At 70.3% G+C, this 24,395-nt stretch carries 24 protein-coding genes; 14 read left to right on the forward strand and 10 right to left on the reverse strand.

The genetic code is table 11. The annotated features are described in order from the left end of the window. Positions 1–75 precede the first annotated feature (75 nt). Complete coding sequence (locus AB0I12_RS18020; protein WP_359930511.1) at positions 76–600, forward strand: 2'-5' RNA ligase family protein; 525 nt, start codon at positions 76–78, stop codon at positions 598–600. On the opposite strand, the gene AB0I12_RS18025 is transcribed toward AB0I12_RS18020, so the two are convergent. Next, entirely contained in the window at positions 597–3,464 is a 2,868-nt protein-coding gene (locus AB0I12_RS18025) for a right-handed parallel beta-helix repeat-containing protein (protein WP_359930513.1), read from the reverse strand. The genes AB0I12_RS18020 and AB0I12_RS18025 overlap by 4 nt on opposite strands. A gap of 95 nt (positions 3,465–3,559) precedes the next feature. Further along, entirely contained in the window at positions 3,560–4,279 is a 720-nt protein-coding gene (locus tag AB0I12_RS18030) for an IclR family transcriptional regulator (protein ID WP_130387568.1), read from the reverse strand. A 113-nt stretch (positions 4,280–4,392) separates the two neighbouring features. Here AB0I12_RS18030 and leuC point away from each other — a divergent pair, with 113 nt between their 5' ends. From leuC to AB0I12_RS18050, 4 genes are all read left to right on the forward strand, one after another. Beyond that, the gene (leuC, locus tag AB0I12_RS18035) at positions 4,393–5,817 is read left to right on the forward strand and encodes a 3-isopropylmalate dehydratase large subunit (protein ID WP_359930517.1); all 1,425 of its coding nucleotides are present in this window, start codon (positions 4,393–4,395) and stop codon (positions 5,815–5,817) included. Between the two features lie 14 nt (positions 5,818–5,831). Next, positions 5,832–6,431: a 3-isopropylmalate dehydratase small subunit gene (leuD, locus tag AB0I12_RS18040; RefSeq protein WP_355699165.1), complete on the forward strand. Its 600-nt coding sequence runs from the start codon at positions 5,832–5,834 to the stop codon at positions 6,429–6,431. Positions 6,432–6,681: 250 nt separating this feature from the next. Continuing rightward, positions 6,682–7,845 carry a magnesium/cobalt transporter CorA gene (gene corA, locus AB0I12_RS18045; RefSeq protein ID WP_359930520.1) on the forward strand — a complete coding sequence of 388 codons (1,164 nt, stop codon included), beginning with the start codon at positions 6,682–6,684 and terminating at the stop codon, positions 7,843–7,845. A 158-nt stretch (positions 7,846–8,003) separates the two neighbouring features. Next, positions 8,004–8,582: an HU family DNA-binding protein gene (locus AB0I12_RS18050; RefSeq protein ID WP_359930523.1), complete on the forward strand. Its 579-nt coding sequence runs from the start codon at positions 8,004–8,006 to the stop codon at positions 8,580–8,582. Between the two features lie 88 nt (positions 8,583–8,670). On the opposite strand, the gene AB0I12_RS18055 is transcribed toward AB0I12_RS18050, so the two are convergent. Then, a complete protein-coding gene (locus AB0I12_RS18055; protein ID WP_359930526.1) occupies positions 8,671–8,877 on the reverse strand; it encodes a hypothetical protein in 207 nt (68 codons plus the stop codon). A 1-nt stretch (position 8,878) separates the two neighbouring features. Next, a complete protein-coding gene (gene cofC / locus AB0I12_RS18060) occupies positions 8,879–9,550 on the reverse strand; it encodes a 2-phospho-L-lactate guanylyltransferase (protein WP_359930529.1) in 672 nt (223 codons plus the stop codon). A 16-nt stretch (positions 9,551–9,566) separates the two neighbouring features. Here cofC and AB0I12_RS18065 point away from each other — a divergent pair, with 16 nt between their 5' ends. The 3 genes from AB0I12_RS18065 (at position 9,567) to AB0I12_RS18075 (ending at position 12,416) form a co-directional block, all read left to right on the forward strand. Beyond that, a complete protein-coding gene (locus AB0I12_RS18065; RefSeq protein WP_359930532.1) occupies positions 9,567–10,358 on the forward strand; it encodes a lysophospholipid acyltransferase family protein in 792 nt (263 codons plus the stop codon). A 115-nt stretch (positions 10,359–10,473) separates the two neighbouring features. Then, a complete protein-coding gene (locus AB0I12_RS18070) occupies positions 10,474–11,478 on the forward strand; it encodes an NAD(P)H-dependent glycerol-3-phosphate dehydrogenase (protein WP_359930535.1) in 1,005 nt (334 codons plus the stop codon). Next, the gene (locus AB0I12_RS18075) at positions 11,475–12,416 is read left to right on the forward strand and encodes an aminoglycoside phosphotransferase family protein (RefSeq protein WP_359930538.1); all 942 of its coding nucleotides are present in this window, start codon (positions 11,475–11,477) and stop codon (positions 12,414–12,416) included. The genes AB0I12_RS18070 and AB0I12_RS18075 overlap by 4 nt, the downstream gene beginning before the upstream one ends. Here AB0I12_RS18075 and AB0I12_RS18080 read toward each other — a convergent pair. Further along, positions 12,409–13,524: an ROK family transcriptional regulator gene (locus AB0I12_RS18080; RefSeq protein WP_359930541.1), complete on the reverse strand. Its 1,116-nt coding sequence runs from the start codon at positions 13,522–13,524 to the stop codon at positions 12,409–12,411. The two genes, AB0I12_RS18075 and AB0I12_RS18080, sit on opposite strands and share 8 nt — an antisense overlap. Before the next feature lie 75 nt (positions 13,525–13,599). Here AB0I12_RS18080 and AB0I12_RS18085 point away from each other — a divergent pair, with 75 nt between their 5' ends. Beyond that, positions 13,600–14,694, forward strand: coding sequence for a Gfo/Idh/MocA family oxidoreductase (locus AB0I12_RS18085; protein ID WP_359930544.1), 1,095 nt, complete (start codon positions 13,600–13,602; stop codon positions 14,692–14,694). 11 nt (positions 14,695–14,705) lie between these two features. Next, positions 14,706–15,713, forward strand: coding sequence for a sugar phosphate isomerase/epimerase family protein (locus AB0I12_RS18090; RefSeq protein ID WP_359930547.1), 1,008 nt, complete (start codon positions 14,706–14,708; stop codon positions 15,711–15,713). Here the strand turns inward: AB0I12_RS18090 and AB0I12_RS18095 are convergent, their stop codons facing one another. Beyond that, positions 15,714–16,895 carry an MFS transporter gene (locus AB0I12_RS18095; RefSeq protein WP_359930550.1) on the reverse strand — a complete coding sequence of 394 codons (1,182 nt, stop codon included), beginning with the start codon at positions 16,893–16,895 and terminating at the stop codon, positions 15,714–15,716. Positions 16,896–16,950: 55 nt separating this feature from the next. On the opposite strand from AB0I12_RS18095, the gene AB0I12_RS18100 reads away from it, so the two are divergent. Next, positions 16,951–17,634: an FCD domain-containing protein gene (locus AB0I12_RS18100; RefSeq protein WP_359930553.1), complete on the forward strand. Its 684-nt coding sequence runs from the start codon at positions 16,951–16,953 to the stop codon at positions 17,632–17,634. Here AB0I12_RS18100 and AB0I12_RS18105 read toward each other — a convergent pair. Both AB0I12_RS18105 and AB0I12_RS18110 read right to left on the reverse strand, forming a co-directional pair. Beyond that, complete coding sequence (locus AB0I12_RS18105) at positions 17,580–18,128, reverse strand: GNAT family N-acetyltransferase (protein WP_359930556.1); 549 nt, start codon at positions 18,126–18,128, stop codon at positions 17,580–17,582. The two genes, AB0I12_RS18100 and AB0I12_RS18105, sit on opposite strands and share 55 nt — an antisense overlap. 13 nt (positions 18,129–18,141) lie before the next feature. Next, a complete protein-coding gene (locus tag AB0I12_RS18110; RefSeq protein ID WP_359930559.1) occupies positions 18,142–19,320 on the reverse strand; it encodes an MFS transporter in 1,179 nt (392 codons plus the stop codon). A 76-nt stretch (positions 19,321–19,396) separates the two neighbouring features. On the opposite strand from AB0I12_RS18110, the gene AB0I12_RS18115 reads away from it, so the two are divergent. Both AB0I12_RS18115 and AB0I12_RS18120 read left to right on the forward strand, forming a co-directional pair. Further along, on the forward strand, positions 19,397–20,134 hold the full coding sequence (locus AB0I12_RS18115; protein WP_359930562.1) for a DeoR/GlpR family DNA-binding transcription regulator: 738 nt from the start codon (positions 19,397–19,399) through the stop codon (positions 20,132–20,134). Continuing rightward, a complete protein-coding gene (locus tag AB0I12_RS18120) occupies positions 20,131–21,303 on the forward strand; it encodes an MFS transporter (RefSeq protein ID WP_359930564.1) in 1,173 nt (390 codons plus the stop codon). Before AB0I12_RS18115 ends, AB0I12_RS18120 begins: the two co-directional genes overlap by 4 nt. Here the strand turns inward: AB0I12_RS18120 and AB0I12_RS18125 are convergent. Both AB0I12_RS18125 and AB0I12_RS18130 read right to left on the reverse strand, forming a co-directional pair. After that, positions 21,287–22,399, reverse strand: coding sequence for an aminotransferase class I/II-fold pyridoxal phosphate-dependent enzyme (locus AB0I12_RS18125; RefSeq protein WP_359930567.1), 1,113 nt, complete (start codon positions 22,397–22,399; stop codon positions 21,287–21,289). The genes AB0I12_RS18120 and AB0I12_RS18125 overlap by 17 nt on opposite strands. 30 nt (positions 22,400–22,429) lie before the next feature. Beyond that, positions 22,430–23,047 carry a TetR/AcrR family transcriptional regulator gene (locus AB0I12_RS18130; RefSeq protein WP_359930570.1) on the reverse strand — a complete coding sequence of 206 codons (618 nt, stop codon included), beginning with the start codon at positions 23,045–23,047 and terminating at the stop codon, positions 22,430–22,432. Positions 23,048–23,144: 97 nt separating this feature from the next. Between AB0I12_RS18130 and AB0I12_RS18135 the strand changes: the two genes are divergently transcribed. Beyond that, a complete protein-coding gene (locus AB0I12_RS18135; protein ID WP_359930573.1) occupies positions 23,145–24,350 on the forward strand; it encodes a cytochrome P450 in 1,206 nt (401 codons plus the stop codon). Positions 24,351–24,395: the final 45 nt, after the last annotated feature.

The following is a 24,395-nucleotide window of genomic DNA, read 5'->3' on the forward strand; positions in this document are numbered from 1 at the left end:
ACCTCCTTGTGGGTTCTTCCCTTCATGGTGATCCGGCGACGCACCTCACGGCAATGACCGGTTTACTGTGGGTGTGTGGCCCTGGCTGTCTGTCTGCTGTTCGACCGCCGCACCGATCGGCTCCTCCGGTCCCTGTGGGGCCGGCTGGAGGAACTCGGCGTGCCGACGCTGGAGACGCACACCCACGGCCACCACGTGCCGCACCTGTCGCTCGCAGTGCTGCGCGAGTGGGACCACGACAAGGTCATGAAGGCCGTGCAGCCGTTGCTGAGCGATCAGACGGTCGAGCTGTTCTTCGATGCGCTGGGCACCTTCCGGCGCGGCCGGGCCTGGTTGGCGCCGGCCGTGGGCGTCGAGGCGCTGCAGCTCCAAAGTGAAGTGGTGTCAGCGGTTGTCGATACGGGTGCTGATCTCCATCGGCACTACAGACCAGGTAGATGGGTGCCGCACTGCACTCTCGCACCACGGGTCCCGTTGGTCGCGTTGCCGGTGCTGGCCGCGGCCGTGTACGACGTACTGCCCCTCGAAGCGACCGCGGACCGTGCCGCCCTTGTCGACAGCGGCACCGGCCAACTCTGGCCGGTGCCGACGCGCGGCTAGCCGGTGGTGTATTCGACGTGGAGCAGCGCCGCCCCTGCGGGCTTTCCGTCGTAGGCGCGGGCGGTGCGATGCCCGGTGCCGGTGATGACGAGCGCCAGGGCATTGCCGCTGGCCCAGCCTGGTCTGCCGACGACCTCTCGTAGCACCGAGCTGAGATCCGGGGTGCGCTGGTTCGCTCCGGCCTCTCCGACGAGCGTCCAGGCCGCCGGAGTCCATGTGGCCGCGGCCGTACCCAGGGTTCGGGTCGACGGCTTGGTCGACGACGTGAAGGCGGCGGCGTTGTCGGCGGACTGGGCGCGGACGGTCAGGCTCGTTGCCTCGCTCTGGACCTCGTCGGCCTCGAACTGGACGTAGGCCTTGGTGACCGTGGCGCCGGCCGGGATCGTGAGGCCCGGGAAGCGGAGGCCGACCTTCTGGTTGGAGCCGTCGTACACGAGTTCGAGATCGGAGCTGGTCGCGTAGTAGCTGCCGGTGGCGGACTCTTCGACGTCGTCGGCGCCGGCCGCGATCCGGGTTTCGAGCGTGGCCGACCCTGGAGCCGGCGCTGGTTGTACGACGACCTGCACCGTGTCCGAGGCAGTCAGCTGACCATCGGACGCGGACAGCTGGAGCACATAGGTTCCGGCTGTGCCGAAGGTGGCGGTCGTGTCCACTGCCGCGGCGTTCGCGAAGCTGACGGATCCCGGGCCGCTGACTTGACTCCACTGCGTGGTGATCGGGCCGTCGTCGGTCGCGGTTCCGTCCAGGGACGCCGTGCTCGGCAAGGTGACGGTCTGGTCCGGGCCCGCATCGACGACCGGCGCGCGATTCGGCGGCGGCGTACCGGTTGTGTACTCCACGTGGAGCAGTGGTGCCCCGGCGGGTTTGCCGTCGTAGGCGCGGGCAGTGCGATGACCCGTACCGGTGATGACGAAGGCGAGTGCGTTGCCGGCGGTCCAGCCCGGCCTGCTGACGACTCCCTGTACCACTGCGCTCAGGTCTGGTGTGCGCTGGTTCGCGCCGACCTCACCCACCAGGGTCCAGGCTGCCGGTGCCCAGGAGGCAGCCGCGGCGCCGAGAGTTCGGGTCGACGGCTTGGTGGTGGAGGTGAAGGCCGGGGCGTTGTCGATCGCCTGGGCGCGGATCGTCAGGTTGGTCGCCTCGCTCTGGGTCTCGTCGGCCTCGAACTGCAGGTAGGCCTTGGTGATCGTGGCACCCGCGGGCATTGTCAGGTTCGGGAACCGCAGACCCACTTTCTGGTTCGAGCTGTCGTAGACGAGCTCTAGATCGCTGCTGGTCGCGGCGTAGCTGCCGGTCGCGGATTCCTCGACGTCGTCGGTGCTCGCGGCGATCCGCCGATCGAGGACCGACGATCCTGGCGGCGGCGCCGGCGCCACCACGATCTGCGCGGTGTCCGAGGCGGACAGGTCGCCGTCGTCGGCCGTCAGTTCCACCACGTAGGTGCCCGCCGTACTGAACGTCGCTGTGGTGTCCACCGCAGCCGGATCGGCGAACGTCACCGTCCCGGGACCGCTCACCATGCTCCACCGCGATGTCAGAACGCCGCTCGGCAGGCCGTCGTCGCTGACAGTCCCGTCCAGTGTCGCCGCGGCCGGAAGTACCACCGACAGATCAGGTCCCGCACTCACCCCGGGGGCCCGGTTCGAGGGCGCGCCGGCGTACTCCCAGTACCCGAGGTCCGGCGCCGCCCCCACGTAGTCACTCGCCGGGATGCTCAGCACCTGCTCGCCGTTCCAGGTGTACGACGACGTTCCGGCGTCGATCGCCGGGCTCCCGGGCCAGAGCCGGAAGTTCTCGTACAGCAGGGGATCGGCGAACACCGACGAGGCCGGAGGGATCCCTTCCTCGTAGTCGGCCGTGTTGTGCCAGAAGAGGTTGTAGGCCACGGCCGACGCGCCGGTGACCCGCCGGAGTGCGGTCGCCCTCGTCCCCGCGAAGATGTTGTTCAGAACAATGCTGTTCGCGCCGCCGACCACGCCGTAGTTCTCGATCGAGAAGGTGTTGTTGGTGACGTACACCCGCTCGGCCAGCGGGGCCCCGCTGAAGTCCTCGTTGGTCTGCTGGTTCGGCAGGCAGCCGATCGAGGCCGCGCCGTTGTGGTCGAAGGTGTTCCGGTCGACAGTGACGGTCCGGCTCGAGGCACCGTCGGAGTCGATCAGCTGGATCCCGTCGGAGTCGTTGCGAACGAACCGGTTCCGCCGGATCACCACGTCGAGCGCCGGGCCGACGTACGGGTACATCCGGAACTCGATGCCGTCGCCCTGGTTCTCCTGGATCGTGCTGTCCAGCAGGGTCATCGCCACCCGGCCGTTGATGTCGATCCCGTCGTCGGTGTTGGCGACGAAGACGTCGTGGTCGAAGAGCGCGGTCGAGTCGTTGCCGAAGTCCGCACCGTCGCCGTTCGCCGTCAGGCGGCTGTGTGTGACGGTCACCCGCGCGTTGCCGCGGACACCGTCGACCCCGTTCGCGATCGTCAGCCCGTTCACCACGCTGCCGGCGGAGCGCGACCCGAACTCCAGTACGGCGTTGCCCGCGCATCCGGACGCTCCACCGCAGGCGTTCGCGACGTACCCGCTCAGGACGGTCTGGTCGATGTACGCCGGATCACCTGTGGTCTGGTACCAGGAAGCGAACGTCAGCACCTTGTCCTGGACCCACACACCGCCCGTGTAGGTGCCGGGTGCGATCAGGATCGTGTCGCCGCTCGAGGCCGCCGACACCGCGGCCTGCACCGTCGGCTGGTCGGCCGGAACCCTGATCACCGCCCCGGCCGCATGAACAGGCGTGCTGGGCAGCGTGACGCCGGCGATCGCCAGGGCGATCGCAGCCAGCAGGGCGGCGGGACGACGAGAGATGCGCTCCATCTTCGGACTGTAGGAGCGCCGGCGGGGCGTCCACACCGCCCAACTGGCGTAGATCGGTCTGCTCCCCGCAGTACCGGAGATGTCTATCCGGGCAGTTACTCCGAGGCGCGGCGGAGGGCTTCGGACAGGCGCTCGGCGGCGGCCATGACGGCGGGGGCGTGCATGCGGCCGGGCTGGCGGGAGAGGCGCTCGATCGGGCCGGAGACCGACACGGCCGCGATCACCTTGCCGCTGGGGGAGCGGACCGGGGCGGAGACCGACGCGACGCCCTGCTCGCGCTCGCCGACGGAGTGCGCCCAGCCGCGACGCCGTACGCCGGCCAGGGCGGCCGCGTTGAACGACGCGTTGTGCAGACCGCGGTGCATCCGCTCCGGGTCCTCCCACGCGAGCAGTATCTGAGCGGCGGAACCGGCCGCCATCGTGAGCTGGCTGCCCACCGGGACGGTGTCGCGCAAGCCGGACGGACGCTCGGCGGCGGCGACGCACACCCGGTACTCACCCTGGCGGCGGAACAACTGCGCCGACTCGCCGGTGATGTCCCGCAGCCGTGCCAGCACCGGGCCGGCGGTCGCCAGCAGCCGGTCCTCGCCGGCGGCCGAGGCCAACTCGCTGAGTCGCGGGCCGAGCACGAAGCGTCCCTGCATGTCGCGGCCGACCAGGCGGTGGTGCTCGAGAGCGACCGCCAGGCGGTGAGCCGTCGGACGTGCCAGACCCGTGGCCGCCACGAGTCCGGCCAGGGTCGCCGGCCCGGATTCGAGGGCGGACAGCACGAGGGCTGCTTTGTCGAGAACACCGACTCCGCTAGAGTTGTCCATGAGACGATATTGCCGTCTCGAATCGTGGAACGCAAGTCGCTTCGGCAGCCCAATCGAGAGCACTGTGAGCGAAAGCACCCTCGACCACACAAACATTCTCAAGGGAGAGTCTGATGGGTAGGACGTTGTCGGAAAAGGTCTGGGATGCGCACGTGGTGCGCCATGCCGACGGAGAACCCGACCTCCTCTACATCGACCTCCATCTGGTCCACGAGGTCACCAGCCCGCAGGCCTTCGACGGGCTCCGGCTGGCGAACCGCCCGGTCCGGCGGCCGGATCTGACGATCGCGACCGAGGACCACAACGTCCCGACGTTCGACGTCGACAAGCCGATCGCCGACCCGGTGTCGCGGACGCAGGTGGACACGCTGCGCAAGAACGCCGAGGAGTTCGGCATCCGGATCCACACCCTCGGCGACCCGGACCAGGGCGTCGTGCACGTGATCGGCCCGCAGCTCGGCCTGACCCAGCCCGGGATGACCGTGGTCTGCGGTGACAGCCACACGTCGACGCACGGCGCGTTCGGCGCGATTGCCTTCGGCATCGGTACCAGCGAGGTCGAGCACGTGCTGGCCACCCAGACGCTGATGCAGGCCCGGCCGAAGACCATGGCGGTCACCGTCGACGGTGTGCTGCCCGAGGGCGTCTCGGCCAAGGACCTGGTGCTGTCGCTGATCGCGAAGGTCGGCACCGGCGGCGGCCAGGGCTACATCGTCGAGTACCGCGGCGAGGCGATCCGGGCGCTGAGCATGGAGGCCCGGATGACGATCTGCAACATGTCGATCGAGTGGGGCGCCAAGGCCGGCATGATCGCGCCGGACGAGACCACCTTCGAGTACCTGAAGGACAAGCCGCACGCGCCGCAGGGCCTCGACTGGGAGGCGGCCGTCGAGTACTGGAAGAGCCTGGCCACCGACGAGGACGCGTCGTTCGACCGCGAGGTCGTGCTGAAGGCCGAGGAGATCACGCCGTTCGTCACCTGGGGCACGAACCCGGGCCAGGGCGTGCCGCTGGCGGCCACGGTGCCGTCGCCGGACGACTTCGACAATGAGAACGACCGGGTTGCCGCCGAGCGCGCCCTGGAGTACATGGGCCTGACCGCCGGTACGCCGCTGCGCGACATCCACGTGGACACGGTGTTCCTGGGGTCCTGCACCAACGGCCGGATCGAGGACCTGCGGGCCGCGGCCGGCGTGCTGGCCGGGCGGAAGGTTGCCGAGGGCACTCGGATGCTGGTGGTCCCGGGCTCCGGACGGGTCCGCCTGCAGGCCGAGGCCGAGGGCCTGGACACGATCTTCAAGGACGCCGGCGCCGAATGGCGTGGGGCCGGATGCTCGATGTGCCTGGGGATGAACCCGGACCAGCTGGCCCCGGGCGAGCGCAGCGCTTCGACGTCCAACCGCAACTTCGAAGGCCGTCAGGGCAAGGGCGGTCGCACCCACCTGGTGTCGCCGCTGGTCGCCGCCGCGACCGCCGTCACCGGAACGCTGGCCGCTCCGGCCGACCTGCCGCCCGTCGCCGTACCCGCGAACGCCTGAGGAGCAACGGAATCATGGATGCCTTCACCCAGCACATCGGTACGGCGGCCCCGCTGCGCCGCAGCAACGTCGACACCGACCAGATCATCCCGGCCGTGTACCTGAAGCGGGTCACCCGGACCGGCTTCGAGGACGGGCTGTTCGCGGCCTGGCGCAACGATCCGTCGTTCGTCCTCAACCAGCCCGAGTACGACGGGGTCTCGGTGCTCGTGGCGGGACCGGACTTCGGCACCGGATCCTCGCGGGAGCACGCGGTCTGGGCCCTGCTCGACTACGGGTTCCGCGTGGTCGTGTCGTCGCGCTTCGGTGACATCTTCCGCGGCAACTCGGGCAAGGCCGGTCTGCTCGCGGCCCTGGTGACGCAGGAGGTCGTCGAGCAGCTGTGGACCACGATCGAGGCCGACCCGGGCACCAAGGTGACGGTCGACCTGGAGAACAAGACGATTTCGGCCGGTGACGTCTCGGCGCCCTTCGAGATCGACGACTACACGCGCTACCGGCTGCTGAACGGTCTGGACGACGTCGGCATCACCTTGTCCCACGAGGCCGACATCGCTGCCTACGAAGCAACCCGGCCGTCCTTCAAGCCGGCCACCCTTCCGGCCAAGGCCTGAAGCTCTCGCAGGGTTATCGCCCCCGTAACGTTTGGATGGCCGGGGGCGATAACTCTGGTGTTACCCTTCAGGGGTTGGAAGAACCAGGTGTGCGAGACCAAGGAGGTGAGGCGCTGATGACCAACAGCAGTGACCCCTCCAGACATACCGGTCTCGCTCGGCCTGTGGGGGGTCTTTTCCTCTAGTAGTAGCAGGGTCGGGCAGACGTGTGCTGATCACTCACCCGCACCACATCGCTCCTGGAGGACTCATGTCCGACCTGCGCCTGCGCACGTTCCGTGCGTTCAGCCGTACTCCGTCACTGCGCGCCGCCGCCCGCAAGCACGCCGCAGCCGCCGCGCCCGCGATCGAGCCGGCCGACAAGCAGCACCGCGATCCGCAGAAGCCCAAGGGACACAGCGTCGTCGACAGCGCGATCTACTGCGGCGGCAACCGGATCGCGTCCCCGCAGTCGCTCGCGGACACCTACACGGCGCTGCACACGTCTCCGCAGAGCCTGGCCTGGATCGGGTTGTACCGGCCGGACAGCCGCGAGCTCGCCTCGCTGGCGCAGGAGTTCGACCTGCACGAGCTCGCGATCGAGGACGCCAACGAGGCGCATCAGCGGCCCAAGCTGGAGCGGTACGGCGAGACGCTGTTCGTCGTGCTGAAGGCCGCGCGGTACCGGGACGCGACCGAGGAGGTCGAGTTCGGTGAGGTGCACGTCTTCGTCGGCCCGGACTTCGTGGTGACGGTCCGGCACGCCGAAGCGCCCAACCTGGCAGCGGTACGGCGCCGGGTGGAGCGCGATCCCGACCTTCTCGGCCGCGGCGCCGAGGCTGTGCTGTACGCGATCATGGACAAGGTCGTCGACGGGTACGCGCCGGTGGTCGCCGGACTGGAGAACGACATCGACGAGATCGAGACCGAGGTGTTCCGCGGCGATCCGAAGGTGTCGCGGCGGATCTACGAACTGTCCCGTGAGGTGATCGAGTTCCAGCGCGCGACCAGGCCGCTGGTCGGGATGCTCGAGCAGCTGCGCGGCGGTTTCCAGAAGTACGGCGTGGACGAGGAACTGCAACGTTCACTGCGGGACGTGGCCGACCACGTCACCGAGGTGGTGGAGAAGGTCGACGGTTTCCGCGAACTGCTCCGCGACATCCTGACGGTGAACGCGACGCTGGTCGCGCAGCAGCAGAACGAGGAGATGAAGAGCCTCGCGATCGCCAGCAGCGAGCAGAACGAAGAGGTGAAGCGGATCTCTGCCTGGGCGGCGATCCTGTTCGCCCCGACCCTGATCGGCACTGTCTACGGGATGAACTTCGACAAGATGCCGGAGCTGCATTGGCAGTACGGATACCCCTTCGCGATCGGCCTGATGGCCTTGGTGTGTGGAGGTCTGCACCAGATCTTCAAGCGCCGCGGGTGGCTCTGAAACCCCTGCTGGGACCCGTATCGGGTGAAATTGTGGCCCGAATCGCCTAAAACAAGGCAAATTTGCCGCGTTGGTGTTTGTGCATGGCGGTTTGAGTCCATAACGTTCCTGTGAGATCGAGCGCTGTGCTCGACGCCTAGTGTTCACGGAGGGAAGCAGTGAACAAGAGCCAGTTGGTCGAAGCGCTCGCAGTGCACTTCGACGGAAACCGCCGCCAGGCCCAGCACGCACTGGAGTCGGTGATCGACACCGTCCAGCGTGAGCTGACCAAAAAGGGTGGCAAGGTCGCCATCACCGGATTCGGTGCCTTCGAGGCCATCGAGCGTGGGGCGCGCATCGTGCGCAACCCGCGGACCGGTGAGACCAAGCGCGCGAAGAAGACCACGGTGCCGAAGTTCCGCGCGGGTGCGGAGCTGAAGGCCGTCGTCTCCGGTGCGAAGAAGCTGCCGAAGCTGGTCGTCCCGAAGCCGGCCGCGACCGCCACCAAGGCGGCTGCCCCGGCAAAGAAGGCCGCCCCGGTGAAGGCCGCTGCCACGAAGACCGCCGCTGCGAAGAAGACGGTCGCGAAGAAGGCCCCGGCCAAGACGGTCGCCAAGAAGGCTCCGGCCAAGACCGTTGCCAAGAAGGCCCCGGCCAAGACGGTCGCCAAGAAGGCCCCGGCCAAGACCGTTGCGAAGAAGGCGCCGGCCAAGAAGGCCCCCGCCAAGAAGACCGCGGCGAAGCGCACCGCTCGCTGATCTTCACGCACTGCGGCAGACCGCACAAAGTGCGAAGGCCGGTCACCCCGTACCAGGGGCGACCGGCCTTCGCCGTGTCTGCCCTCTGTTACAGGCGGGTGCCGAACTCCACTTTCGTCACGGTCGTTGCCGCACCCGACCCGGAGGTCTCGATCCGCACCCGCTGGCCCACCCGCAGATGGAGGACCGGGGTGTCGGAGATGGCGTGCACGGTGAACGGGAGCTCGATCCCGGTGTCCGTCAGCACGGTGCCGGAGAACGTGTCGCCGTCGTACGCGCTCACTGTCGCTTGCATGTCAGCAGGCTAGACCTTCGGTCCCGGTCGCGGCACCGAGAACCAGCGACATCACGTCCGCGGTCGCCGGGCCGACGCCGAGCTGTACGGCGTGCGCGAGATCGGCCGCGGTGTCGACGTCGCGGCGTACCGACTCGATCGCGGTCAGCTCGATCGGGACCGCGCCGGACGCCTGATGGGCCAGGGCGGATCCAACACCGAAGCGGGGATCCAGCGCCACACCGGGCCCGGCGGCGAGCAGCGTCGTCCCGGTGCCGGGCAGGTCCACCACGAACGAGCGCGGCGGCGTACACGCGGCGAGCGCGGCGGTCAGCTCGGCCGGGCGCAACGCGGGCAGGTCGGCCGACAGCGCCACGACACCGTTGCCTGCGAACTCGGCAGCCGCCACAGTTGCTCCATGCAGCAAGGCTTCGTTCAGACCGGCGGCGGGCAGGTCCGGGACCACGCGCGCGCCGGCGGCGGTGACGTCCGCGGCCACCAGCGCGTCGTCGGTGACCACCAGCACCATGTGCACCAGGGGAGAGGCCAGAGCGGCCGCAGTAGTGTCGACAGCGAAGGCACGGGCCAGCTCGGGACGGTGCTGAGGGTAGGCCGGAGCGAGCCGGCTCTTTGCGATCGCCGTACGCTTCACCGGGATCACCAGGGTCCAGGGAGCGACCTGTAGGTCTGCCATCAGGCAGGATTCTCCCATGACCGACGGCGGGTACGAGCACCAGGAGGCAGCTGTGGACGCGAGGCAGGCGGATCCACGGCCGCCGCGTGGGTTCTGGTTCGGGGTGATCGTCGCGCTCGTGAAGCCCTTCATGATCGCGTTCACCAAGTGCCGGTTCACCGGCCGCGAGAACATGCCGCGGTCCGGCGGGGTGGTGTACGTGCCCAACCACATCTCGCACTTCGACCCGGTGGTGCTCGGGTACTTCATCTGGGAGTGCCGGCGGATCCCGCGGTTCCTCGGCAAGGCGTCGGTGTTCAAGATCCCGGTGCTCGGCACGATCATCCGCGGCGCCGGGCAGATCCCGGTGTACCGGGACTCCGCGCAGGCCGCGGACGCGTTCCGGGACGCGGTGGCCGCGGTCGAACGCGGTGAGTGCGTGGGCGTGTACCCGGAGGGCACGATCACCCGCGATCCCGCGATGTGGCCGATGACCGGGAAGACCGGGGCCGCGCGGATCGCGTTGATGACCGGCTGCCCGGTGATCCCGGTCGCGAACTGGGGAGCGCAGGAGATCCTGCGGTCGTACACCGGGAAGATGCGGTTCCGGCTGCTGCCGCGCAAGACCCTGCAGGTGCGGGCCGGGAAGCCCGTCGACCTGAGCGCCTTCGAGGGCAAGCCGCTGACCAACCAGCTGTTGCACGAGGCAACCGAGGTGATCATGGCCCGGGTCGCCGAGACGCTCGGCGAACTGCGCGGCGAGGAACCGCCCAAGGAGCTCTACGACCTCCGCAAGGCCCGCAAAGCCGAAGGCGAGGAGAAGGCATGACGGTACTGATGCCACGCCTCCGGCGCGGCAGGTCATCGGGCTTCGACTCCCGTTCTTCCCTCGTCGCTTCGGTCGCTACGCTCCCTACGCTCCTCAGTCCAGAACGGGAGGCCCGATGACCAAGGTCGCGGTGTTCGGCGCGGGTTCTTGGGGGACGGCGTTCGCCACGGTGCTGGCGAACGCGGGGAACCAGGTGTCGGTGTGGGCCCGGCGGGAATCGCTGTGCGAGGTGATCAACACCCGGCACGAGAACGCCGAGTACCTGCCCGGAATCCGGCTGTCCGAGGCGATCACCGCGACCCACGACCCCGCCGAGGCGGCCGACGGGGCGGAGGCCGTCGTCCTCGCGGTGCCGTCGCAGTCGTTGCGCGACAACCTCGCGGACTGGGCCGGCGTGCTGCCGAACGCCGTACCGCTGGTCAGCCTGATGAAGGGCGTCGAGCTCGGGACGACGAAGCGGATGAGCGAGGTGATCGCCGAGCTCACCGGCGCCGGCCCGGAGCGGATCGCGGTGGTCTCGGGCCCGAACCTGGCGCGCGAGATCGCCGAGGGGCAACCGGCTGCCTCGGTGGTGGCCTGTGCGGACGAGGGGACGGCGGCGCGGTTGCAGAAGCTCTGCCATTCGCCGACGTTCCGCCCGTACACGAACAACGACGTCGTCGGCTGCGAGCTCGGCGGCGCCTGCAAGAACGTGATCGCACTCGCGGTCGGTATGGCGGTCGGGCTCGGGTTCGGCGACAACGCCCGGGCCTCGGTGATCACCCGCGGACTGGCCGAGATCGCCCGCCTGGGGACGGCGCTGGGCGCCGACGAGCACACGTTCTCCGGGCTGGCCGGACTCGGCGACCTGGTGGCGACCTGCTCGTCGCCGCTGTCGCGCAACCGCACGTTCGGCGAGAAGCTCGGCCAGGGCATGACCGTCGCGGACATCGCGAGCGGCACCCGTCAGGTCGCCGAGGGTGTGAAGTCCTGCGCCTCGATCAGCGAGCTGGCGCACCGGCACGACGTCGAGATGCCGATCGCCGAACACGTCACCAAGGTGGTCGCCGGCGAGATGACCCCCAAGGACATGCTCTTCAGCCTGGTCTCCCGCTCGGCGAAGTCGGAACGCTGGGGATGATCCCGGAGGCGTTCGCCAAGGTCACCGTCGAGCGCGAAGGCGCTACTGGGCAGGCGTGGCTCGACGAGCTGCCCGGGATCGTCGAGGACCTGCTGGACCGCTGGGAGCTCCAGCGCAACGGCGACGTACTGCACGGCCAGGTCGGCGTGGTGGTGCCGGTGCGTGGAGACGCAGTGCTCAAGGTGTCCTTCCCGCATCCCGGCAACGTGCACGAGCCGGATGCTTTCGAGGCCTGGGACGGGCGTGGCGCGGTGAAGCTGTACCGGCGCGACGACGCCCGGTACGCGATGCTGCTCGAGCGTACGAACACCAGCACACTTGCCGAGCACATGGGTGAGATGCTCATCCCCGCCGACGCTGTCGACGCCGCGGCGATTGCCGGGGATCTGCTCCGTCAGTTGACGATCCCGGCGCCGGCCGGACTGCCGCGCATGTCCGATCAGGCCGGCGCGTGGGCCGAGCAGTTGCACCAGGACGCGGCCGAACTCGACCATCGGTTGCCATCCGCGGTCGTGGACCAGGCGCTGTCGGTCGTCGAGGACCACTGCCGCGAGCAGCCGGAGACCTTGATCCACGGTGACTTCCATGCGCGGAACATCCTGCGGGCGGACCGCGAGCCCTGGCTGGTCGTCGACCCGAAGGGGTACGTCGGCGATCCGGCGTACGACGCGGCGTTCTTCCTGCGCACCCGGGCGTACTACCTGTTCGTCGGTGGCCTCGCCGTCGACGAGCTGATGCCGTATCTGGACAAGGAGCTCGAGCGGTTCGCCGAGGCGTCGGGGATCGACGCCGAGCACATCCGCCGCTGGACGCACCTGGTCATCGTCCAGTCGGCGTTCTGGACCCGCCGGCACGGCTTCGGCCGCGCCCGGAGCGGCGACCACCTCGACGAAGTCATCACGCTCATCGACAAGATCGCGACCACTTGGGTCAGCTGAGCGTGTGGGCGACGACGAGCGCGGCCGCACCCAGCAGGGCGGCGTCCCGGCCGGTGCGGGACGGGACCACGCGCAGATCGGTCGTGGCCAGGGGCAACGACCGGGCGTAGACGGTTTCGCGGAGGCCGGCCAGCAGACTGTCGCCGGCTTGGGCGAGGGAGCCGCCGACCACGATGACCGACGGGTTGAGCAGGCTGACCGCGGCGGCCAGGACGGTACCGATCTCGCGGCCGGCCTGGCGGATCGCGGTGGTCGCCTCGGTGTTGCCGGCCCGGACCAGGTCCACGATGTCCTGGCTGGTCTCCCTTCCGAGCTTGGATGCGAGCGCGGCCGCGGAGGCGATCGCTTCCAGGCAGCCGGTGTTGCCGCAGCGGCACAGCTCTGTATGACCCGGCGCCTGGATGTGGCCGATGTCCCCGGCCGCACCCTGCGCGCCGCGGTGCAACCGGCCGCCGCTGATCACGCCCGCTCCGATGCCGGTGGCAACCTTCACGAACAGCAGGTGCTCGACGTCCGGGTACGCCGTCGCGTGCTCGCCGAGCGCCATGATGTTCACGTCGTTGTCGACCAGCACCGGCCCGGGCAGCTCCCGGCGCAACCGGCCGACGACGTCGTACGAGTCCCAGCCGGGCATGATCGGCGGATGGTTCGGCCGCCCGGTGCTGTGCTCGACCGGGCCTGGTAGCCCGACGCCCGTTCCGGCCAGATCCGTGCGGGACCGCCCGGCTTCCTGCAGCAACGCCTGACCGGCCGCGGCCACGGCGTCGAGGACGACCTCCGGCCCCTCGGCGATCGCCAGGCGGCTCGTCGTGCGATGCAGGATCGCACCGGTCAGATCGGTGAGCGCGACCGACAGATGAGTCGCGCCGACGTCCGCGGCGAGCACGAGCCGAGCAGTCGGGTTGAACCGGAACCGCGCCGGTGGCCGCCCGCCGGTCGAGGCCGCTTCGCCTGAGGGCACCACGAGCCCCTCCGCGAGCAGTGCCTCGATCCGCCCGGTCACCGTGGACCGTGCGAGGCCGCTGCGCTCGATCAGCTCGGCCCGGGTCCGCGGCTGCCCGTCGAGGAGCAGTCGCAGCACCGCGTCCGCCGTACCGATAGCGCTCATCACCCGGACTTTCGTCGTACTGGCCGTGGACTTTTGCTTGACAGGGTTCAAAAGGGTCCCATAGCGTCCTTCGACGTGTCCACCAATGCGCGAAAGCTCAGGGTCGGGATCGTCGGTGGCGGGTTCATGGGCCGGGTCCACGGCCGGTCCGCGCTGGTCTCGGGAGCGACCGTCGTCGGTGCCGTCGGCTCGTCGCCCGCGCGGGCCGAGGCCGCGGCCGAGGCGACCGGCGCCGAGCGCGGGTTCGCGAGCCTGGACGAGCTGCTGGCCGCCGACATCGACGTCGTGCACATCTGTACGCCGAACAACACGCATCGCGATGTCGCGCTGAAGGCGTTCGAGGCGGGCAAGCACGTGGTCTGTGAGAAGCCGCTGGCCACCTCGGCCAAGGACGCCACCGGACTGGCCGCCGCAGCGCACGAGGCGGGCCTGGTCGGCGCCGTGCCGTTCGTCTACCGCTACCACCCGATGGTCCGCGAGCTGCGCACCCGGATCGCCGCCGGCGACGCAGGTGTGATCACCAGCCTGCACGGCTCGTACCTGCAGGACTGGCTCGCCGGTGCGGACGACCAGAACTGGCGCGTGGACGACACGACCGGCGGGCCGTCGCGGACGTTCGCCGACATCGGCTCGCACTGGTGCGACCTCACCGAGTTCGTCACCGGCGACCGGATCGCCGCGATCAGCGCGCAGCTGCGGACGGTGCGGGCGCAGCGCGGCGGCGTCGAGGTCCGGACCGAAGACCTCGCGACCGCGCAGTTCCGGACCGAGGCCGGTGTGGTCGGGACGATCGTGGTCAGCCAGGTCGCGGCCGGCCGGAAGAACCGGCTGTACCTGGAGGTCTCCGGCACCGAGTCGAGCTTCGGCTTCGACCAGGAGGACCCGGACCGGCTCTGGGTCGGCCGCCGCGACGCCTCGCAGCTGCTCACGCGGGATCCCGAGACGCTCAGCCCGCCGGCCGCGCGGGTGAACCGGCTGCCGGCCGGTCACGCACAGGGGTACCAGGACGCGTTCGACTCGTTCGTCGCCGACAGCTACGCCGCCGTCCTGGGCGACCGCCCGGACGGCCTGCCCGATTTCGCCGCCGGAGCGCGGTCCGCCCACGTGGTCGACGCCGTACTGCGGTCCGCCGCGGACGGCAGCGCCTGGATCACCGTCGACAACTCCTAGGAGCCTTTGAGATGCCTCGTCCGATCACTCTCTTCACCGGTCAGTGGGCCGACCTGCCGTTCGAGGAGGTCTGCCAGTTCGCGTCCGAGGCCGGGTACGACGGCGTCGAGATCGCCTGCTCCGGTGACCACTTCGACGTCCAGCAGGCCGTCGACGACGACTCGTACGTCCAGGGCCGCAAGGACATCCTGGAGAAGTACAACCTGCAGGTCTTCGCGATCTCCAACCACCTGGTGGGGCAGGCGGTCTGCGACGACCCGATCGACTTCCGGCACCAGGCGATCGTGCCGTCCCGGATCTGGGGCGACGGCGACGCCGAGGGCGTCCGGCAGCGCGCCGCCGAGGACCTGAAGAACACCGCGCGGGCGGCCGCGAAGCTCGGCGTGAACACCGTCATCGGCTTCACCGGCTCGTCGATCTGGCAGTACGTCGCGATGTTCCCGCCGGTGCCCGCGGAGCGGATCGCGGCCGGCTATCAGGACTTCGCCGACCGCTGGAACCCGATCCTCGACGTGTTCGACTCCGAGGGTGTCCGGTTCGCGCACGAGGTGCACCCGTCGGAGATCGCCTACGACTACTGGACCACCACGCTCACGCTGGAGGCGATCGGGCACCGGGAGGCCTTCGGCCTGAACTGGGACCCGTCGCACATGGTGTGGCAGGACATCGACCCGGTCGCGTTCCTCTGGGACTTCAAGGACCGGATCTACCACGTGGACTGCAAGGACACCCGGATGCGCGTGGGCGGCGGCCGCAACGGCCGGCTCGGCTCGCACCTGCCCTGGGGCGACCCGCGGCGCGGCTGGGACTTCTACTCCACCGGTCACGGCGACGTGCAGTGGGAGGACTGCTTCCGCGTGCTGAACTCGATCGGCTACGACGGCCCGATCTCGGTCGAGTGGGAGGACGCCGGTATGGAGCGCAAGGTCGGCGCGGCGGAGGCGGTCAACGTCATCCGCGCCTTGGCCTTCGACAAGCCGGAAGCCGCCTTCGACGCGGCCTTCGCGACAGACAAGTAACTAGCGGTTGTCGCGCCCCGCGACGAAGCCCAGCGTGACCTGCGTGGCTGCGAGTACGGCGAACACGACGAGCGTCGTACTCCAGCCGCCGGTCACCTGGACCAGGTAACCCGCAACGACCGGACCAGCTGCGGCGAGCGTGTAGCCGACCGCTTGTGCCATGCCTGACAGCTGGGTGGTTTCGTGGTGGCCGCGGCCGCGGAGGCTGATCAGCGAGAGCGCCGCGACCAGCCCGGCGCCCTGGCCCAGTCCGCCGACGACTGCCCAGACGATCGCCAGGTGCGGCGCCAGCAGCAGACCGAGCAGGGCAACGAGGATCGGCGTACTCGCCGTCATCAAGCCGGCCCGCTGGTTCGTCGGATGCTTCAGCAGCAGCGGGATGCTGAGCCCGCCGATCAGCCCGAACACCTGGAAGACGAACAGGTGCACACCGGTGGACCGCTCGGAGACGTCGCCGGTGGTGATCTCGATGGTGGGCAGCCAGTTCACGAACAGGTAGAAGCTCGTCGACTGCAGTCCCATGAAGCCGGTCACCAGCCAGGCCATCGGCTGCCGCCAGACGCTCACCGGCGGGGCCTCGTCGGCTGCTCTGGCGGGCGGCATCGGCTCCGGTGACAGCGTCCGCGGCAGCCAGATCACGGCGACCACGACGGCGAGCCCGCCCCAGACCGCCAGGGACAGTCGCCAGTCGACCGCGTCGGCGATCGGTACGGCGAGGATCGAGGCGATCGCCGCGCCGCCGGTGATGAAGGCCGTGTAGATACCGGTCGCCCGCGAGACGTGGGCGGCGTAGTCCCGCTTGAGGATGACGGGCACCAGGACGTTGCCGACCGCGATCGCGCCGCCGACGACGGCCGTGCCGATCCACAGCCCGGCCTGGCCTGTGTACGGGCGGAGCGCGCTGCCGGCTGCGAGCACCAGCAGCGAGACGAACACCGCCCGCTCCATGCCGAACCGCCGGGACGCGAGGTGGACCAGGGGAGAGGCCGCCGCGAAGGCGAGCAGCGGCAGCGTGCCCAGCAGGCCCTGCGCGGCCTCGCCGAGTTGCAGGTCGAGGCCGATCCGGGGCAGCACCGGACCGACCGCGGTCAGTGCCGGCCGCAGGCTCAGCGCAACCACGAAGGCGGTCGCGGTGATCAGCGACGACCGCCCTCGAGTCATCGGTTCGGTCAGCACTGCCACGACACACCTCTCCTGAGCTCTCGTGTAGATGTCCTACATTTATATACTGTAGGGCATGACGATGAACGGTCCGGTGCGCCAGGTGCCGCTGGCGCTGCAGGTCTCGGAGCAGTTCCGGGCGCAGATCGAGTCCGGCGCCTGGCCGCGGGGCACGCGGATCCCCGGCGAGAATCAGCTCGCGAGCGAGCTCGGCGTCAGCCGCGGCACGGTGCGGGAGGCCCTGCGATCCCTCAGCCTGACCGGTCTGCTCGAGCCGCGCGTCGGCGACGGCACCTACGTCCGCGCGACCAACGAGATCACCGGCGTCCTGGTCCGGGACGAGCTCTCGGCGTCACTCACCGACGTCCTCGACGCGCGCGCCGGCATCGAGGCGGCCGCCGCCCGGCTCGCCGCCCAGCACGCGGCATCGGCCGACCTGACGCCGCTCACCGACGCGCTCGAGGCCCGCGCCGCGGCGCTCGCAGCGGACGACCTGGACGCGTTCGTGATCGCCGACACCGACTTCCACCGCGGTGTCGTCGCCGCGAGCCGGAACCCGTTGCTGCTGCGGCTGTACGACGCGCTCGCCGAGGTGCTCGCCGCGTCGATCCAGCAGACCGCGACGATCCCCGAGGACCACCGGATCCTCGATGCGCACCTCGACGTCCTGGAGGCGATCCGCGTCGGCGATCCGGAGGCGGCGAGTCAGGCGTCGTACGCGCTGATCGAGTCCGTCAAGATCGCGGGATCCGGCCAGTAGTAGCGGAAGCAGGCGGGTTGTCCGTTGAGCCGGCGCGGGTCGCCGCCGGGCGGCGGGACGTCTTTGCGGTCGCCGCGGATCCCGCAGCGCGCCTCGTAGAACGCCTGCGCGGCGGTGTTCTGCTCGAGCACCCAGAGGAAGATCCCGGTGTCCCGGACGTGCTCCGCCGTGAGCGCGAGCAGCCGGGTGCCGATCCCTTGCCGCTTGAGCGGTGCCCGGACGTGCAGGTTGTCGACCAGAGCGCCGTACTTCGGGTCCGCGTCGAACACCACGTGCGCGAGCCCGATCAGCTGCCCGTCATCCTCCGCCACGGTCGTCCGCGTGCCCTCGCGGGCCGCAAGCCGCCGGGCCCACATCGCGCCGAGGTACTCCGGCGACTCGTCGTCGAGGAAGGCATCGGCGTACGCGCCGCGGTAGTGCCGCCGCCAACTGTCGCCGTGCAACTCCGCGACCGCCGCCGCGTCCTCTGCTCCAGCTACCCGGAAGGTCGTCATCCCACGATTCGTATCACCGGGGAAGGACGTCGCCGGGCGCTGTCCGGGTGGTGGTCGACAGCACCCGGGCGAAGACGGCCAGGCACGCCGCCAGAGCGGTGACGACGACGAACGAGACGGTCAGGCTGCTGGCCTGCGCGATGCCGCCGATGATCGACGGCGCGACCAGGCCCGACGCGTACGTGATGGTGGCGACGCCCGCGATCGCCTGGCTCGCGTTGTCGCCGGTGCGGCCGGCCGCCGCGAAGGCGAGCGGTACGACGACCGCGATCCCGACGCCGATCAGGCCGAAGCCGGCCATCGCCACGGCCGCGTTCGGCGCGACGACCACGAGCAGGCCGCCGAGCGTCGCGATCACGCCGCTCCAGCGCACCGTACGGACCGCGCCGAACCGGTCGACCACCGCGTCGCCGGTGAGTCGCGCGATCGCCATCGTCAACGCGAACCCGGTCGTCGCACCGGCCGCGACGCCGGCCGAGCTGTCCAGGATGTCGCGCAGGTACACCGCCGACCAGTCCAGGCTCGCGCCCTCGGCGAACACCGCGCAGAACCCGACCGCACCGATCAGCAACGCCGACTTCGGCGGCAGCGCGAACCGCGCCGGCGGCTCCTCGTCGTCCTCGGGGTGGATGTTCAGCACGAACTGGCACACCACCGCGCCGACGAGCGTGAGCACGACGGCGGCGATCACGTGATGGACCTGGGCGCTGAGGTTCTTGTGCGCCGCGATCGTCCCGACCGCGGAGCCGAGCAGGGCGCCCGCGCTCCACAGGCCGTGCAGCCCGGACATGATCGACTTCTTCAGCCGGTGCTCGACCTCGACGCCGAGTGCGTTCATCGCAACGTCGGCCATCCCCGCCGTACCGCCGTAGATCAGCAGGGCGGCGCAGAGCGTCAGCAGGCCCGGCGCGAACGACGGCAGGATCAGCGACAGCGTCCAGAGCGCGAGCAGCCCGCGGAGCGCGTTCCGGGTGCCGAACCGGTGGCTGACCCGGGCGGCCAGCGGCATCATCAGCGCCGCGCCGAGGGCCGGGAACGCGAGCGCCAGCCCGAGCTGGCCCGCGGACACCCCCGCGTGCTCCTGGATCCACGGGACCCGGGTCGCGAACGACCCGGTCACCGCTCCGTGCACGCAGAAGACGGCGGCCACGGCGTACCGCGATCGCCGGACGAGTGTGGTGTCATCGGTCACAAGCAAACACGCTATCTGTTTGAACGATCAGGCGGATGGTAGTTTTTTGCGCATGAGAAGTGCGGAACGGCACCAAATGATCGTAGAGCGACTGCAGGCCGTCGACCGAGTGTCGGTCCAGGAGCTGGTCGAGGCGACCGAGGCCTCCGACATGACGGTACGCCGCGATCTCGACTTCCTGGCCGCGCAAGGCGTCCTGAAGCGGGTCCACGGCGGCGCGGTGTCCGCGATGCCGTCCGGTCTCGAGCCGCCGCACTCGCTGCGCGCCCAGGCCGCCGTCGCCGCCAAGCAGGCGATCGCCCGCGCGGCCGTCGAGCACCTCCGCGACGGCGAGACGATCGTGCTCGACAGCGGTACGACGGCGCTGGAGACCGCGAAACTGCTGCACGACCGCGCGCTGACGGTGATGCCGCTCTCGCTGCACGTCGCGCACGAGCTGGCCGACGCGCCGCGGATCCGGCTGCTGATGCCGGGCGGCGAGGCCCGCAAGGGTGAGCTGTCGCTCGTCGGTCCGCTGACGGTCGCCTCGCTCCGCGCGCTCCGGTTCGACGCCGCCGTCCTGAGCCCGTGCGCCTTCAGCCTCGACGCGGGGCTGACGGCCTTCGACCTGGGTGACGCCGAGGTCAAACAGGAAGCTCTGAAGGTCGCCAACCGATCCATCGTGCTCGCCGACGGCGCCAAGTGGGACCGGGCCGCGCTCGCCTACGTCTGCGCCGCCGACCGCCCCGATCTGATCATCACCGACGACTCCGCACCCGAGGACCAACGAACCTTGCTGACCCAACGCGGCACCCTCGTAGAGGTGGCCTCTTGAGCGCCACTGACATCCAGCTCCAGACCGCACCGCCCCGAGCCGCCCGTGTCGCCACCTGGCTGTACTTCGGCCTGAACGGCTTCGCCGTCGGGATGTGGGTGGTGCACATCCCGAGCATCGAGCAGGCGACCGGGATCACCCACAGCACGCTCGGGCTGCTGCTGCTCGTCCTCGGCGGCGCCGCGTTCATCGGCATGCAGGTCGCCGGTCCGCTCGTCGACAAGCTCGGCCAGCGCCGCCTCGTCCCGGCCGCGGGCATCCTGCTCGGCATCGCGCTCGCCGGACCCGGCCTGGCCACCAACTGGTGGACGCTGGGGCTCACGCTGATCCTCGTCGGCTTCGGCAACGGCTCGATCGACGTCGGCATGAACGCGCAGGCCGTCGTCGTCGAACGCGGCTACCCGCGACCGATCATGGCCGCCTTCCATGCGATGTGGTCGATCGGCGGCGCGATCGCGGCCGTCATCGGCGCGGCCACGCTGCGCGCCGGCGTACCGACCGAGGTGACGCTCGGCCTGGCCGGCCTGGTCTGCATCGTGCTCTCGCTGGCCGCCAGCCGCTTCTTGCTGGAGGCAACCGTCTCCGACGAGGACGCGGACGACGCGGCACCGCGGGAGAAGCCGCCGGCGAAGCTGGTCTGGGCGCTCGGCGGGCTCGCGTTCGGCCTGATGCTGTCCGAGGGCGTGGCCAACGACTGGGCCGCGCTGCACTTCCGCGACATCCTCGACACCTCGGTCAGCACGGCGGCCTACGCGTACGGCGCGTTCGCGGTCGCGATGACCGTCGGGCGGTTCCTCACCGACCGGGTGGCCGCCGTCGTCGGCCCGGCCGCGATCGTGCGCTGGGGAGCCGCAATGGCCGCGGCCGGTCTGACCCTGGTGATCGTCGTGCCGTGGGTGCCCGTCGCGCTCGTCGGCTGGGCGGTCTTCGGCCTCGGCCTCGCGGGCGGCGTACCGCAGCTGTTCACCGCCGCGGGCAACCTGGACCCGCGCTCGTCCGGCGCCCTGATGGCCCGTGTCGTCGGTCTCGGGTACGTCGGCCTGCTCGCCGGGCCGGCGCTGATCGGCGGCCTCGCGCACTGGATGCCGCTGAACATCGCGTTCATCCTGCCCGTGGTGCTGTGCGTGCTGACGTTCTTCGGCGGGCCGGTGCTCAACTCGAAGCGCTGAGGGCCTGCTCCAGGTCGGCCCACAGGTCGTCGGGGTGCTCGATACCGACGGACAGCCGGATCAGGTCCTCGGGGATGGTCGGCACCTCGATCGGCCAGCGGCGGCGGCGCTCCAGCATCGACTCGACGCCGCCGAGGCTGGTCGCGTGCACCCACAGCTGCGTGCACTCGCAGAGCTTCTGGGCGCCGGCCGCGTCGCCGCCGAGCTCGAAGGCGAGGATCGCGCCGAAGCCGGACATCTGCGCGGCGGCGCGGTCGTGTCCCGGGTCGTCCGGCAGGCCCGGGTAGCGGACCCGGCTGACCCGCGGATGCGCGCGCAGCCGCTCGGCCAGGAACAGGGCGTTCGACTGGGCCCGCTCCAAGCGGAGGGCGAGCGTGCGCAGGCCGCGGAGCGCCAGCCAGGCCTCCATCGGTCCCGGGATCGCGCCGAGACTGCGGCGGCGGAGCTCGATCGCCGACCACAGGTCTTCGTCCGCGGTGACGACGGCACCCAGGACGACGTCGGAGTGCCCGGCGATGAACTTGGTGGCCGAGTGCATCACGACGTCCGCACCGAGCCGCAGCGGCTGCTGGAGCAGGGGAGTCGCGAACGTGTTGTCGACGACCACGGTCGCGCCCGCGGCACGACCGGCCGCGGCGAGCGCCGGGATGTCGGCGACCTCCATCGCGGGGTTGGTCGGCGACTCGATCCACAGCAGGTCGGCGCCGTCGACTGCCCGGACGGCCGCGTCCGTGTCGGCTATGCCGACCCGGTCGACCGTCAGCCGGCCGGTGGCCGCCTGCTGATCGAGCAGCGCGAGGACACCGGAGTACCCGTGCTGCGGCGCGACCACCCGGCCGCCGACCGGGACCAGGTCGATGACGGCCGCGGCGGCCGCCATCCCGGACGCGAACGTCAGCCCGCGACCGCCCTCGAGCTGCCCGAGGGTCTCCTCGAGCGCGGTCCACGCGTCGTTCCCGAACCGCCCGTAGCCGCGATCCCCGCCGGCGACGTACGTCGAGCTGAACACCGGGGACTCGCCGAGCGGCGCGTTCGGCACCCGCTCGGGCCGGCCCGCGTGGACGACGACGGTGGACGGATCGAGGTCAGGAGTCATGCCCGAATTGTCCCTGGCCGCTCGGCGGGGTCAGAGCGCGGGGGAGGCCGGTACGCCGGGCAGCGGGACGCCGCCGGCGCGCAACAGCCGCATCGCCCGCCGGGCGAGTGTCTTCGCGTCGACGGTGCCGGGGCTGTCGACCCAGACGCGGACCACGTTCTCGATGATGTTCATCGTGATGCCGGCGGACAACGCGGCGACGAACTCGATGCTGCGCAGGTCGTCGCCGGGCAACCGGCGTACCAGCACGTCGGCGAGGTCGTTGCGGAAGCGCCAGATCAGCTCGTTGAGGTGCGCGCTCACGGACGCGGTCTGTTCGGCCAGGTCGAACACCGCGCGGATCCGGTCCGGGTTGCGCTCCAACTGCTCGAGAACCCGCTCGATCACCGCGCACAGGCCGTCCGGCAGGTTCATCGCGGGCTGGTCGTGGAACCAGCTGACCGCGTCCGCGAGGCACTCGTCGACGAACTCCAGGACCAGCCCTTCCTTGGTCGGGAAGTACCGGTACAGGGTGCTCGGCCCGACCTCGGCGGCCGCGGCGATCTGCTCGACCGTGGTGCGGCCGAACCCGTTGTCGCTGAACAGCTCGAACGCCTTGTCCGCGATCAGCCGGCGGGTCCGCTCCCGCTTCACCTCGCGCAGTCCCATGGCGGGCAGGGTACCGCCTGCGACGCGCCGCAGGGTGTTCCTTATCGGGAGCGTCAGCCATATGGTAGTCACTACCAAATTCCCGTTGGGGGTGGCGATGACCGAGAGCTTTCCCGTCGGCAGACCGTCCGGCTGCCCGTTCGACCCGGCGCGCGAGTACGCCGCGTACCGCCGGACCGAGGAACTCGCGAAGGTGGCGACGCCGGCCGGTGTCGACGCCTACGTGATCAGCCGGTACGACGACGTCCGCACGCTGCTCCGGGACAACCGGCTGAGCTCGCGACTGGCGCCGTCCGATCACGTCGTCCCGGACGCGGATCTGGAGCGGGAGGTGGAGTCGGGCTCGATCCTGCAGGTCGACGGCGCGGCGCACAAACGCCTCCGCAGGCTGCTGGCGACCGAGTTCGCGGCGCGGCGGATGGAGGCGATGCGGCCGCGGATCGCCGCGATGATCGACGAGCGGATCGACGCGATGCTCGCCGCCGGAGGACCCGTCGACCTGGTGAAGGAGTTCGCGCTGCCGATCCCGTCGCTGGTGATCTGCGAACTCCTCGGCGTCCCGTACGCGGACCGCGACGAGTTCCAGGAGCGGAGTGCGTTGCTCGTCCGCGTCGACGGCTGGACCGACGAGATCGGCCGGGCCAGTGACGAGCTGAACCAGTACATCCTCGGGCTGGTGCTGGCCAAGCAGGCCAGGCGCGAGGACGACCTGCTGTCCCGGCTGATCACCCGCGGCGAGGAGTCCGGTACGCCGCTGAGCCTGGAGGAGCTCGTCACGGTCGGGGTCACCTTGCTGATCGCCGGCCACGAGACGACCGCAAACATGATCGCGCTCAGCACGCTCGCGCTGCTGCGCAACCCTGACGAGCTCGCCAAGCTGCGATCCGATCCGACGCTGGCGCCGGCGGCGGTCGAGGAGCTGTTGCGCTACCTGTCCGTCGTGCACTTCGGGCTGTTCCGGCAGGTGACCGACGAACTGCCGGTCGGATCCTCGACGATCGAGGCCGGCGGGTTCCTGATCGCGGCGCTGTCCTCGGCGAACCGTGACGAGACGGTGTTCCCGGACCCCGACCGGCTCGACGTGGAGCGCGAGGCCGCGGCGCATGTCGCCTTCGGGTTCGGACCGCACCAGTGCCTCGGCCAGCAGTTGGCGCGGGTCGAGCTGCAGGAGGTCTTCACCCGGCTCTTCACGCGCATCCCGACCCTGCGGCTCGCCGTACCGTTCGAGGAGATCGACTACAGAAACAACACGCTCGTGTACGGAATGGCAGCGTTGCCAGTCGCCTGGGACGCCCCGATCTGAACATCTCTTAACCGAACCCCGGTCGGAACCAGATCTCCGGGCCGC

The sequence above is a fragment of the Kribbella sp. NPDC050459 genome, from assembly GCF_040655315.1.
In the GTDB taxonomy this organism is placed as follows: domain Bacteria; phylum Actinomycetota; class Actinomycetes; order Propionibacteriales; family Kribbellaceae; genus Kribbella.